Source organism: Enterobacter sp. ZOR0014, from assembly GCF_000798855.1.
Classification (GTDB): Bacteria; Pseudomonadota; Gammaproteobacteria; order Enterobacterales; family Enterobacteriaceae; genus Enterobacter; species Enterobacter kobei.
The window spans coordinates 1-13,094 of record NZ_JTLF01000333.1 but is presented as its reverse complement, the minus strand read 5'-3'; the positions used below and the strand labels follow the sequence as shown (position 1 = coordinate 13,094).

The 13,094-nt window shown below is 55.8% G+C and carries 10 protein-coding genes; 5 read left to right on the top strand and 5 right to left on the bottom strand.

Features of this window, described 5'->3' with window-relative positions:
* Nucleotides 1-67 precede the first annotated feature (67 nt).
* The 4 genes from xylR to xylF form a co-directional block, all read right to left on the bottom strand.
* Nucleotides 68-1,246, bottom strand: a complete 1,179-nt coding sequence (gene xylR, locus L977_RS18915; RefSeq protein WP_014882033.1) for a D-xylose utilization transcriptional activator XylR — start codon at nucleotides 1,244-1,246, stop codon at nucleotides 68-70.
* Nucleotides 1,247-1,279: 33 nt separating this feature from the next.
* Complete coding sequence (gene xylH, locus L977_RS18910; RefSeq protein WP_014882034.1) at nucleotides 1,280-2,461, bottom strand: xylose ABC transporter permease XylH; 1,182 nt, start codon at nucleotides 2,459-2,461, stop codon at nucleotides 1,280-1,282.
* Complete coding sequence (locus tag L977_RS18905) at nucleotides 2,439-3,980, bottom strand: xylose ABC transporter ATP-binding protein (protein ID WP_023331745.1); 1,542 nt, start codon at nucleotides 3,978-3,980, stop codon at nucleotides 2,439-2,441. Before L977_RS18905 ends, xylH begins: the two co-directional genes overlap by 23 nt.
* A 72-nt stretch (nucleotides 3,981-4,052) precedes the next feature.
* The gene (gene xylF, locus L977_RS18900) at nucleotides 4,053-5,045 is read right to left on the bottom strand and encodes a D-xylose ABC transporter substrate-binding protein (RefSeq protein WP_014882036.1); all 993 of its coding nucleotides are present in this window, start codon (nucleotides 5,043-5,045) and stop codon (nucleotides 4,053-4,055) included.
* A gap of 370 nt (nucleotides 5,046-5,415) precedes the next feature.
* Here xylF and xylA point away from each other — a divergent pair, with 370 nt between their 5' ends.
* Nucleotides 5,416-6,738: a xylose isomerase gene (gene xylA / locus L977_RS18890; RefSeq protein WP_100246814.1), complete on the top strand. Its 1,323-nt coding sequence runs from the start codon at nucleotides 5,416-5,418 to the stop codon at nucleotides 6,736-6,738.
* Between the two features lie 61 nt (nucleotides 6,739-6,799).
* Complete coding sequence (gene xylB / locus L977_RS18885) at nucleotides 6,800-8,254, top strand: xylulokinase (RefSeq protein ID WP_047626577.1); 1,455 nt, start codon at nucleotides 6,800-6,802, stop codon at nucleotides 8,252-8,254.
* Nucleotides 8,255-8,308: 54 nt separating this feature from the next.
* On the opposite strand, the gene L977_RS18880 is transcribed toward xylB, so the two are convergent.
* The gene (locus L977_RS18880; protein ID WP_023338914.1) at nucleotides 8,309-9,304 is read right to left on the bottom strand and encodes an acyltransferase; all 996 of its coding nucleotides are present in this window, start codon (nucleotides 9,302-9,304) and stop codon (nucleotides 8,309-8,311) included.
* Between the two features lie 182 nt (nucleotides 9,305-9,486).
* On the opposite strand from L977_RS18880, the gene L977_RS18875 reads away from it, so the two are divergent.
* The 3 genes from L977_RS18875 to glyS all read left to right on the top strand — a co-directional run bounded on the left by L977_RS18875 (nucleotide 9,487) and on the right by glyS (nucleotide 12,967).
* The gene (locus L977_RS18875) at nucleotides 9,487-9,792 is read left to right on the top strand and encodes a YsaB family lipoprotein (RefSeq protein WP_014882040.1); all 306 of its coding nucleotides are present in this window, start codon (nucleotides 9,487-9,489) and stop codon (nucleotides 9,790-9,792) included.
* A 160-nt stretch (nucleotides 9,793-9,952) separates the two neighbouring features.
* Nucleotides 9,953-10,888: a glycine--tRNA ligase subunit alpha gene (gene glyQ / locus L977_RS18870; protein ID WP_023338915.1), complete on the top strand. Its 936-nt coding sequence runs from the start codon at nucleotides 9,953-9,955 to the stop codon at nucleotides 10,886-10,888.
* Between the two features lie 9 nt (nucleotides 10,889-10,897).
* On the top strand, nucleotides 10,898-12,967 hold the full coding sequence (gene glyS / locus L977_RS18865; protein WP_047626574.1) for a glycine--tRNA ligase subunit beta: 2,070 nt from the start codon (nucleotides 10,898-10,900) through the stop codon (nucleotides 12,965-12,967).
* The last annotated feature ends 127 nt before the right edge of the window (nucleotides 12,968-13,094 follow it).

Sequence of the window (13,094 nt, the reverse complement as noted above, 5' to 3'; positions counted from 1 at the left end):
AGCCACGGGATCGGTCAACCGATCCTTAACTGATCGGCATTACTTCTAAATGAAGGCGTTTTCTTTTCTATATCAGCACCTCGCTGTGGCGATCCCGATACTCTTTTGGCGTGGTGTCATACTCTTTGCGAAACACCGAATAGAAATATTGCAGCGACGGATAACCGCACATCTGTGAGATTTCGTTGATCGACAGTGATGTTGAGATGAGCAGGCTGCGGGCTTTCTCCAGTTTCTCCGCATGGATGACGGCATGAATGGTTTCGCCCACTTCTTCTTTGAAACGCTTCTCCAGATTCGAACGAGAAATGCCCACCGAATCCAGAACCTGATCGACCTTAATTCCTTTACAGGCGTGGTTGCGAATATAGTGCATCGCCTGAATGACGGCCGGGTCACTCAGGGAACGATAGTCGGTTGAGCGACGCTCCACGACGCGGACAGGGGGTACCAGCAAACGCTGAAGCGGCAGAGACTCTTTATCCAGCAGACGATGCAGCAGCTTCGCTGCCTGATAGCCCATCTGACGGGTGCCCTGTGCCACAGAGGAGAGCGCCACGCGGGAGAGATAGCGGGTGAGTTCTTCGTTATCAATGCCAATCACGCACAGCTTCTCGGGCACCGGGATATGTAAATGCTCGCAGACCTGCAGCACGTGGCGGGCGCGGGCGTCGGTGACGGCAATAATGCCGGTTTGCGGGGGCAGCGTTTGCAGCCAGTCCGCCAGCCGGTTTTGCGCGTGCTGCCAGTTTTCCGGAGCCGTCTCCAGCCCCTGATACACTACGCCGCGATACTTCTCCTGCGCGACCAGCTGGCAAAACGCATGCTCGCGCTCGACTGCCCAGCGCTTGCCGCTGGTAGCGGGTAAACCATAGAACGCGAAACGATGGACGCCTTTCTCTTTTAAATGAAGAAAAGCGGCTTCGACCAGGGCATGATTATCGGTGGCGATATAGTGAACCGGCGGGTAATTTTCGGGGGAATGGTAGGAGCCGCCGACGCCCACGATCGGGACGTCGACGTCGGTCAGCAGCTGTTCAATGACGGGATCGTCATAGTCAGCGATGACGCCATCCCCCAGCCAGTCTTTGATGTTCTCCAGACGGGTGCGGAAGTCTTCCTCAATGAAGATATCCCACTCGGATTGCGACGCCTGCAAATATTCACCCACGCCTTCAACGACCTGACGGTCGTAGGCTTTATTGGCATTGAATAACAACGTAATGCGGTGACGCTTTTCAAACATGGCTCACTTCCCAATTAAGTCACAATACGGTTATCAGGCTCGTCGCTTGGTGGCAGAGTCCATCCAGACTGCCAGTAAAAGAATGGCCCCCTTGACGATATACTGCCAAAACGTCGGGACGTCCATCATACTCATCCCGTTATCCAACGACGCCATGATAAATGCTCCCATGACCGCACCCGCCACGCTACCGATACCGCCGGCGAGGCTGGTGCCGCCAATGACGCAGGCGGCAATCGCATCCAGCTCGGCGATGTTACCTGCGGAGGGCGAACCGGCACCCAGACGCGAACTGAGGATCAACCCGGCGATGGCGACCATCAGGCCGTTAATGGCGAACACCGCGAGCTTAGTGCGCTCGACGTTGATCCCCGAGAGACGGGCAGCTTCAAGGTTGCCGCCGATGGCATAAATGCGGCGGCCAAACGCGGTGCGCGTCGCCATAAACATCCCGCCCAGCAGTAACAGCGCCAGCAGCAGGACCGGTGTCGGAACACCGCGATAGTCGTTAAGAAGCCAGATGGCGCCCAGCACAATGACCGCAGTCAGCGCATGGCGTCCTACCACGGAGGTTGATGCCGGTGACGCCAGCCCCAGCGCCTGACGACGCATGCGCCCCCGCCACTGCCAGGCGACAAACGCCAGCAAACCTACCACGCCAATCGTAAAGCCCACGCTATCGGAGAGGTAGCTCTGACCAATTTGCGACATGGCGGCGCTGGTGGGGGAGACGGTAGTGCCGTTGGTAATCCCGATTAAGATCCCACGGAAGGCCAGCATCCCCGCCAGGGTAACAATAAACGACGGGACTTTGCGGTAGGCAACCCACCAGCCGTTCCAGGCCCCCAGGACCAGACCCAGTACCAGCGTCACCGCCACGGTCAGCGGCAGCGGCCAGCCAAGCCAGACGTCGAAAATAGCCGCCACGCCGCCGAGCAGGCCCATCATCGACCCTACAGACAGGTCAATTTCTGCCGAGATAATGACGAACACCATGCCTACGGCCAGGATCCCGGTAATGGCGGTCTGGCGGAGCAGGTTAGAGACGTTACGCGCGCTTAAATATGAGCCATCGGTCATCCAGGTAAAAAACAGCATGATGACGATAATTGCTGCGATCATCACGAAGACCTGCAGGTTCAGCGCTTTTAGCCCTGCGAACGCACCGGGCGTCGGAACGGCGACTTTGATATCAGACGGATTGCTTTTCGACATGACGTTCGCTCCTTAAAGCGGCTTCCATCACCTGCTCCTGCGTCAGGTTCTGGTTAATCAGGTTGGCTTTCAGTTTCCCCTCGTGCATCACCAGCACGCGGTCGCTCAGGCCGAGCACTTCGGGTAACTCAGACGAAATGACAATGACGGCAATCCCTTGCTGAACAAGCTGATTAATCAGTTTGTAGATTTCATATTTGGCACCGATATCAATCCCGCGCGTTGGCTCATCGAGGATTAATATGCGTGGGTTGAGAAGCAGGCAGCGCGCCAGAATCGCTTTCTGCTGGTTACCGCCACTCAGGCGGCCAATCGCCAGTTCCGGGGAGGACGTTTTGACCTTCAGCCTGGCAAGCGAATGAAGAATGCACTGCTGCTCTGCGGCATCGTCCAGGCTGCTCAGCGCGCCGGAGAACCGATCGAGTGCCGCAAGCGTAATGTTTTTCCCCACCGCCATGACCGGTACGATGCCGTCTTTTTTACGATCTTCCGGCACCATAGCAATGCCGCGGGCAATCGCCTGCTGGCAGTTGTCGATTTTCACTGGCTGGCCGTCGATATAAATCGTCCCCTCCCAGCGCCCGGGCCACACGCCAAACAGACACTGTACGGCCTCCGTGCGTCCGGCGCCGACGAGGCCCGCAATCCCGAGAATTTCGCCGCTGTGAAGAGAAAACGAGACGTTATTCACGCGCTTGATGTGGCGATTAACGGGGTGCCACGCGGTCAGATTTTCCACGCGCAGCACTTCCTCGCCTCTGGCGTGTGGCTCATTCGGGTAGAGCGCCGTCAGCTCGCGGCCTACCATCATGGTGATGATGTCATCTTCACTCATGCCTGCCGCTTCGCGCGTGCCGATGTGCTGCCCGTCGCGAATGACACAGATGGTGTCCGAAATGGCTTTAACCTCGTTTAGCTTGTGCGAAATGTAGATACAGGCGATGCCGTGGTTTTGCAGATCGCGGATGATATTGAGCAGAACTGCGGTTTCCTGTTCGGTGAGCGAAGCCGTAGGCTCATCGAGGATCAGCAGCCGTACCTGTTTGTTCAGCGCCTTAGCAATTTCTACCAGCTGCTGTTGCCCCAGACCCAGATCGCCCACGCGGGTATCCGGTGAAATATTGAGGCTCACCTGCGCCAGCAGCTTTTCACAGCGGAGCGTCATGGTGTCGTAATCCAGTACGCCGTGGCGGGAAATCTCGGCTCCAAGGAAGATGTTTTCCAGCACGGTGAGATGCTTCACCAGCGCCAGCTCCTGGTGGATAATGGCGATCCCTTTACGTTCGGTATCGCGAATGTGTGTCGCCTGGATCACTTCACCGGCAAAGACAATTTCGCCTTCGTAACTGCCGTGTGGGTAGATCCCACACAGAACTTTCATCAACGTTGATTTGCCCGAACCGTTCTCGCCGCACAGCGAAACCACTTCGCCGGGGTTCAACCGGAGGCTGACGTTGTCGACGGCCTTCACTGCGCCGAAGCGCTTGGTGATGCTTTTCATTTCAAGTAAATAAGGCATACCTGCTCCACATAACCCGAGGGAAGAACAGTACAACGTGATGCGCCCCCGCAGAGCGGGGGCCGCGCTGGATTACAGTTCGCTCTTCTTGTGGAAACCGTCTTTAATCACGGTGGCGTCAATGTTCTCTTTATTGACTTCAATTGGCGTGAGCAGGCGAGCCGGAACATCTTTCAGCCCGTTATTCAGCGTCGCGTCTGCTTTAGGCTGCTTGCCATTGCCCAGCTCCACGGCGATTTCCGCCGCGGTATTGGCAAGCTCGGTAATCGGTTTGTAGACCGTCATGGTTTGTGTGCCAGCGATAATGCGTTTTACCCCTGCCAGGTCGGCATCCTGCCCGGAGATCGCGACTTTCCCGGCCAGACCCTGGGCGCTCAGCGCCTGGATAGCACCGCCTGCGGTGGCATCGTTGGAGGCCACGACCGCATCAATTTTGTTGTTGTTGGCCGTCAGCGCGTTTTCCATAATTTTCAGCGCGTTTTCTGGCAGCCATCCGTCGGCCCACTGATCGCCAACCACCTTAATTTTCCCATTGTCGATGTAGGGTTTAAGGACTTTCATTTGTCCTTCACGGAACAGTTTGGCGTTGTTATCTACCGGAGAGCCACCCATCAGGAAATAATTGCCCTGAGGCACTTTGTCGATCAGGCTTTGCGCCTGTAATTCACCCACTTTTTCATTGTCAAACGAAATATAATAATCAATATCCGCATTATTAATCATGCGGTCATAAGCGAGAACTTTTATGCCTTCTTGCTTCGCTTCTTTCACTACGTTACTTAATACCTGGCCGTTATAAGGGATAATGACCAGGACATCGACACCACGGTTAATCATATTCTCGATCTGTGACATTTGCGTTTCTTCATTGCCATTCGCTGACTGAACAAAGACATTCGCACCGAGTGATTCCGCTTTTTTCACAAAGATATCGCGATCTTTTTGCCAGCGCTCCAGGCGCAGGTCGTCAATCGCCATGCCAATTTTGACCTCTTTGGCATGTCCTGCAAAGCTTACAAGGAGGAGAGTAGTGCAGATCGTTAGGGTCAGGTTCTTTATCTTCATAATTATTAGGCCTTTTGTAGGGGTATGTGTTGCTGAGATAAAAGAAACATTCACTGCTGGGACGCAGCAAATTTTTAACGCGGAAAGGCGGGCTGGCAATTACAGATTTTTATCTTCTCATTACGATATTTGGTTTATTTCTGAATTTATGACCGCGATCGGATTTTAAAATGCGTAACGTCTTAATTACATTTGATTCTGGAATTTACGCCGAAAAATAGTTTGCCTGCGCATTATTTTGCGAGCCAGCGCACAGTTGTGCATTCTCTCAATAGCAGTGTGAAATAACGTAATTGAGCAACCCAAAATGTCTATTCACTATTACTCCTGTATCAACGACTCGCCGCATACCCTGATTATGGAGCTCAATATGCAAGCTTATTTCGACCAACTCGATCGTGTTCGTTACGAAGGCCCAAAAACGACCAATCCTTTAGCATTTCGTCACTACAACCCGGATGAGCTGGTTCTGGGTAAGCGCATGGAAGACCATCTGCGCTTTGCCGCCTGTTACTGGCATACCTTCTGCTGGAACGGCGCCGATATGTTCGGTGTGGGTTCCTTTGACCGCCCATGGCAGCAGCCGGGTGAAGCCATCGAGCTGGCGAAACGCAAAGCCGATGTGGCATTTGAGTTTTTCCACAAGCTGAACGTGCCGTACTACTGCTTCCACGATGTGGACGTCTCGCCGGAAGGTGCGTCTCTGAAAGAGTACCTGAACAATTTCGCGCAGATGGTGGATGTGCTGGCGGCAAAACAGCAGCAAAGCGGCGTGAAGCTGCTGTGGGGCACCGCAAACTGCTTCACTAACCCACGCTACGGCGCGGGCGCGGCAACCAATCCGGATCCGGAAGTGTTTAGCTGGGCGGCCACGCAGGTGGTGACGGCCATGAACGCCACGCATCAGTTGGGCGGCGAAAACTATGTCCTGTGGGGCGGTCGTGAAGGCTACGAAACCCTGCTCAACACCGATCTGCGCCAGGAGCGCGAGCAGATTGGCCGCTTTATGCAGATGGTTGTCGATCATAAGCACAAAATCGGCTTCCGTGGCACGCTGCTGATTGAGCCGAAACCGCAGGAACCGACCAAGCACCAGTATGACTACGACGTGGCGACGGTGTATGGCTTCCTGAAACAGTTCGGTCTGGAAAAAGAGATTAAAGTTAACATTGAAGCCAACCACGCCACGCTGGCGGGCCACTCTTTCCATCACGAGATTGCGTCTGCGATTGCACTGGGCATCTTTGGCTCTGTCGATGCTAACCGCGGCGATGCACAGCTGGGCTGGGATACAGACCAGTTCCCGAACAGCGTGGAAGAGAATGCGCTGGTGATGTACGAAATCATTAAAGCGGGTGGTTTCACTACCGGCGGCCTGAACTTTGACGCCAAAGTACGTCGTCAGAGCACCGACAAATACGATCTGTTCTACGGTCACATTGGCGCGATGGACACCATGGCGCTGGCGCTGAAAGTCGCCGCTCGCATGATTGAAGACGGTGAGCTGGATAAGCGTGTTGCGAAGCGCTACAGCGGCTGGAACAGTGAGCTGGGTCAGCAAATTTTGAAAGGCCAGTTATCACTTGCGGAGATCGCGAAGTACGCTGAACAGCAGCAGCTGGCGCCGCGGCACCAGAGCGGGCACCAGGAACTGCTGGAAAACCTGGTCAACCACTACCTGTTCGATAAATAACAGCACGTAGGCCCGGTAAGCGTTAGCGCCACCGGGCATTTCTGTTAAAGGAGTCACCGTAATGTATATCGGGATCGATCTTGGCACGTCGGGTGTGAAAGCCATCCTGTTAAGCGAGCAGGGCGATGTGTTAGCTACGCAGACGGAAACGCTGCAGGTTTCACGTCCGCATCCGCTGTGGTCGGAACAGGACCCGGAGCAGTGGTGGCAGGCAACGGACCGTGCCATCAAGGCGCTAGGCGAGAAACACCCTCTGCGTGACGTCAAAGCGCTGGGGATTGCCGGGCAAATGCACGGCGCAACGCTGCTGGATAGCCAGCATCGCGTGTTGCGTCCTGCGATCCTCTGGAACGATGGCCGCTGTGCAGAAGAGTGTGCGCTTCTTGAGGAACGTGTACCCACCTCCCGCCAGATCACCGGCAACCTGATGATGCCCGGTTTTACCGCACCGAAACTTCTGTGGGTACAGCGTCATGAACCTGAGATTTTCCGGCAGGTGGCGAAAGTCCTGCTGCCGAAAGATTATCTGCGTTTTCGCATGACGGGTGATTTCGCCAGCGACATGTCTGACGCGGCGGGCACGATGTGGCTCGACGTGGCGAAACGTGACTGGAGCGAGGCGATGCTGGATGCCTGCCATCTGACCCGCGCCCATATGCCCGCGCTGTTCGAAGGTAGCGAGGTGACAGGCACGCTGCAGCCAGCCGTTGCTGAACGCTGGAATATGCCAGCCGTACCGGTGGTGGCCGGAGGCGGTGACAATGCGGCGGGGGCCGTCGGTGTCGGCATGGTGGAGGCAGGGCAGGCGATGCTGTCGCTGGGAACGTCCGGTGTCTATTTTGCCGTTAGCGACGGGTATCGCAGCAACCCTGAAAGCGCAGTGCACAGTTTCTGCCATGCCCTTCCGGGGAAATGGCATTTGATGTCAGTGATGCTCAGTGCCGCATCTTGCCTGGATTGGGCGGCAAGACTCACCGGCATGGCCGATGTTCCGGCGCTCATCTCCGCCGCGCAGCAGGCGGATGACACCGCGGGTACGATCTGGTTTTTACCGTATCTTTCCGGTGAGCGAACGCCGCACAACAACCCGCAAGCGAAAGGGGTGTTCTTTGGTTTAACTCATCAGCATGGCCCGGCTGAGCTGGCGCGTGCGGTTCTGGAGGGTGTGGGCTATGCACTGGCCGACGGCATGGACGTGGTGCATGATTGCGGCCTGAAACCGTCGAGCGTCACCCTGATTGGCGGCGGCGCGCGGAGCCCTTACTGGCGACAGATGCTGGCTGACATCAGCGGATTGCAGCTGGATTTCCGCACCGGTGGCGATGTCGGGCCCGCGCTCGGCGCCGCACGGCTGGCACAGATAGCCATGAACCCCGAAAAACCGCTTTCACAATTGTTACCGCAGCTTCCGCTTGAACAGGCGCACTTGCCTGATGCAGCACGCCATGCCCGCTATGCGCAGAGGCGCGACGTGTTCCGCAAAATCTATCAGCAGCTACTGCCGCTGATGTCGTAAACATCCGCCGGGTGGCGCTGCGCTGACCCGGCCTACCACTCCCCGTCCATCTGGCTAACTTACAAACCTACGCGTATCGATTCTTTGCAGCAGCATCGACAGCAGCAGGCTGATGACCAGCGTGGCGGCAAAAATCCAGATGATATCCAGCACCGGCCAGCTCTTTAGCTCCACACCTCTTGTTCGCAGGGCGTGGATCACCAGCGCGTGAAAACCATAAATTCCGAGCGAGTGCCGCGAAATCACGCTCAGGACCGGGAGTGGCCGCGCGTTGAGCGTGTTTTTAACGAGCGTAAGCAGCGAGACGGCACAGAGAAACACCATCGGTCCGCAATACAGGTACCAGGTATCGGCAAAATTACCGCGCCACTGCAATTCGTGCAGCGTCCCGCGCGATATCACCGCCACGCCTGCGATAAACAGCGACGCACAAAGCCAGTTCAGACTACGTTTTTGCGTCTCCATCATCCCGATGGCGCGCCCCAGCATGCCGTAAAGCACGTAATAGAAGGTATCGCCGTTGATATAGAGATTGACCGGCAACCATTCAAATCCGTCGATTTTCTGCGAGACCGTATTCGGGTTGGCGATGAGGCCAATCACCACCATCAGGGCCAGCAGCATTTTCCCGCTGACGTTTTTCACCTGAATAAGAGGAGAGACAAGATAGATAACGATAATGGCGAAGAAAAACCACAGGTGATAGAACACTGGTTTTTGCAGCAAATATTTGAGTGATAGCCCGGCGTTAATTGAGGTGAACAGGGTGATATAGAGCAAGGCAACGGCGCTGTAAAACCCCAGACAGGCCGCGATGCGGGTGAAGTGCCTCGGTTGCGCGCTACGTTCGCCAAAAAAGAGAAAGCCGGAAATCATAAAAAACAGCGGAACGCTGACGCGAGACGCAGAGTTGAGAATGTTGGCAATGTCCCAGTTAACAGAGCTGATGCTGTGCGCATTCGTGACATACCAGGTCGTCGTGTGGATCATGACCACCATCAGACACGCTATTCCTCGCAGGTTATCAATCCAGTTAATTTTTGAAGCCATCAGTTCCTCGTGTTCCCTGTAAATGGAGTGTGACTGCCATTGTCTAAAAGTCTTCGTTTGGAAAATTCTGAGTTTTATCAGCAGGCTTGCCGGAAGACCGCGAGATTCGCAGAATGGCGAACCTTAATCTATAAAAGCTTTGATACTAAAAATAACAGCCACTGACCAGGACGGTAATAAAAATGATGATGAAGCGAGTGGCGTCACTCTTTCTGCTGCTCATGCTGGCAGGTTGCAGTACGCCACAAGAAGCACCTGTGCAAAAAGCACAGCAGGGCAAAATGAGCCCGGAACGTTCACTGAACATGGAGGCAATCTGTAAAGATCAGGCTGCACGCCGCTATAACTCGGCCGTTCAGAAGATTGATGTCACCGGATTTGAGCGCTTTCAGGGAAGCTATGAGCTGCGGGGCCATACGTCGCGTAAAGAGGGCTTTGTCTGCTCGTTTGATGCAGACGGCCAGTTTTTACACCTCTCCATGCGCTAGCCTGCTCGCATAATCAACAGCCAGACGTCGCCCACGTTCTGGCCTGAAGGCTTATTTCCCAATTTTCCCTAAACAACCCCGTTTCGTACTGTATATCTTGCAGCCAGCGGGTATACTGGTCCCTTCCATTTAAAACCACACGTATCCAGCACGAAATACTATGCAAAAGTTTGATACCAAGACCTTCCAGGGCCTGATCCTGACCTTACAGGATTACTGGGCTCGTCAGGGCTGCACCATTGTTCAACCTTTGGACATGGAAGTCGGCGCCGGCACTTCACACCCGATGACCAGCCTGCGCGCGTTGGGACCAGAGCCAATGGCGACCGCGTATGTGCAGCCTTCCCGTCGTCCGACCGATGGTCGTTACGGTGAGAACCCGAACCGTCTGCAGCATTACTATCAGTTCCAGGTGGTGATTAAGCCATCGCCCGACAATATTCAGGAACTGTACCTCGGGTCGCTGAAAGAGCTGGGTATGGATCCAACCATTCACGATATCCGTTTCGTGGAAGATAACTGGGAAAACCCAACGCTGGGTGCCTGGGGTCTGGGTTGGGAAGTGTGGCTGAACGGCATGGAAGTGACCCAGTTCACTTACTTCCAGCAGGTTGGCGGTCTGGAATGTAAGCCGATCACGGGTGAAATCACCTACGGTCTGGAACGTCTGGCGATGTATATTCAGGGCGTAGACAGCGTTTACGACCTGGTCTGGAGCGACGGCCCGCTGGGTAAAACCACCTACGGCGACGTGTTCCATCAGAACGAAGTGGAGCAATCCACCTATAACTTCGAATACGCGGACGTGGACTTCCTGTTCACCTGCTTCGAGCAGTACGAGAAAGAAGCGCAGCAGCTGCTGGCGCTGGAGACTCCGCTGCCGCTGCCTGCTTACGAGCGTATTCTGAAGGCCGCCCACAGCTTCAACCTGCTGGACGCCCGCAAAGCCATCTCCGTGACTGAACGTCAGCGCTACATTCTGCGTATTCGTACCCTGACCAAAGCCGTTGCAGAAGCTTACTACGCGTCCCGTGAAGCCCTTGGCTTCCCGATGTGCAACAAGTTGAAGTCAGAAGACATCAAAGTAAACGAATAAGAGGCGGCCATGTCTGAGAAAACTTTCCTGGTGGAAATCGGCACCGAAGAGCTGCCACCAAAAGCCCTGCGCAGCCTGGCTGAATCTTTTGCTGCGAACGTGACTGCCGAGCTGGATAACGCTGGCCTGGCGCACGGTAAAATTGAGTGGTTTGCTGCGCCGCGTCGTCTGGCGCTGAAAGTGGCAAATCTGGCGGCGTCTCAGCCGGATCGTGAAGTCGAAAAACGTGGCCCGGCTATTGCCCAGGCGTTCGACGCGGAAGGCAAGCCGAGCAAAGCGGCTGAAGGCTGGGCGCGCGGTTGCGGCATCACCGTTGACCAGGCCGAGCGTCTGACCACCGACAAAGGCGAGTGGCTGCTGTATCGTGCGCATGTGAAAGGCGAGAGCGCAGAAGCGCTGCTGCCGGACATGATTGCCACGTCGCTGGCGAAATTGCCGATTCCTAAGCTGATGCGCTGGGGCGCGTCTGACGTCCACTTCGTGCGTCCGGTGCATACCGTGACCCTGCTGCTGGGCGACACCGTTATTCCTGCCACCATTCTGGGCGTGGCGTCCGATCGCGTGATCCGCGGCCACCGCTTTATGGGTGAGCCGGAGTTCACCATCGACAATGCCGACCAGTATCCGCAAATCCTGCTGGAGCGCGGTAAGGTCATTGCTGACTACGAACAGCGTAAAGCCAAAATCAAAGCGGACGCGGAAGAGGCGGCGCGCAAGATTGGCGGTAATGCCGATCTGAGCGACAGCCTGCTGGAAGAAGTGACCTCTCTGGTTGAATGGCCGGTGGTGCTGACCGCGAAGTTCGAAGAGAAATTCCTGGCCGTTCCGGCAGAAGCGCTGGTGTACACCATGAAGGGTGACCAGAAGTACTTCCCGGTCTACGCCAACGACGGCAAGCTGCTGCCAAACTTCATCTTCGTCGCCAACATCGAATCGAAAGATCCGATCCAGATTATCTCCGGTAACGAGAAAGTGGTGCGTCCACGTCTGGCGGATGCCGAGTTCTTCTTCAATACCGACCGCAAAAAACGTCTGGAAGATAACCTGCCGCGTCTGCAGACCGTGCTGTTCCAGCAGCAGCTGGGTACGCTGCGCGACAAGACCGGCCGCATTGCGGAGCTGTCCGGCTGGATCGCCCGCGAAATTGGTGCCGACGTCAACCATGCGACCCGTGCGGGCCTGCTCTCCAAGTGCGACCTGATGACCAACATGGTGTTCGAATTTACCGATACCCAGGGCGTGATGGGCATGCACTACGCGCGTCACGATGGCGAAGCGGAAGACGTGGCTGTGGCACTGAACGAGCAGTATCAGCCGCGCTTTGCGGGTGACGAACTGCCGTCTAACCCGGTCGCCTGCGCCGTGGCGATTGCCGACAAGATGGACACCCTGGCGGGTATCTTCGGGATCGGCCAGCATCCAAAAGGGGACAAAGACCCGTTTGCGCTGCGTCGTGCTGCGCTGGGCGTGCTGCGCATCATCGTTGAGAAGAACCTGAACCTCGATCTGCAGACACTGACCGAAGAAGCGGTGCGTCTGTACGGCGACAAGCTGACCAACGCGAACGTGGTGGACGACGTTATCGACTTTATGCTCGGTCGTTTCCGCGCCTGGTATCAGGACGAAGGTTACACCGTTGACACCATTCAGGCGGTGCTGGCGCGTCGTCCGACCCGTCCGGCTGATTTCGATGCGCGTATGAAGGCGGTTTCCCACTTCCGTACGCTGGAAGCGTCATCTGCGCTGGCTGCGGCTAACAAGCGTGTCTCCAACATTCTGGCGAAATCCGACGAAACGCTGAACGAACGCGTGAACGCCGCAACCCTGAAAGAGCCGGAAGAGATTGCTCTGGCGATGCAGGTTGTGGTGCTGCGCGACAAGCTCGAACCGTACTTCGCGGAAGGCCGCTATCAGGAAGCGCTGGTGGAACTGGCGGAACTGCGTGACGTGATCGACGCCTTCTTCGAGAAAGTGATGGTGAACGTAGAAGATAAAGACCTGCGTATCAACCGTCTCTCTATGCTCGAAAAACTGCGCGAGTTGTTCCTGCGCGTGGCGGATATTTCGCTGCTGCAGTAATGTGCCCGCTGTCATAAACATATGAGCCGTCTTTCTTGCCGGGTGGCGCTACGCTTATCCGGCCTACATTGTGTAACGGGTTGCACGTTTCATTGTAGGCCCGTGCAAGCGTAGCGCCGCCGGGCGA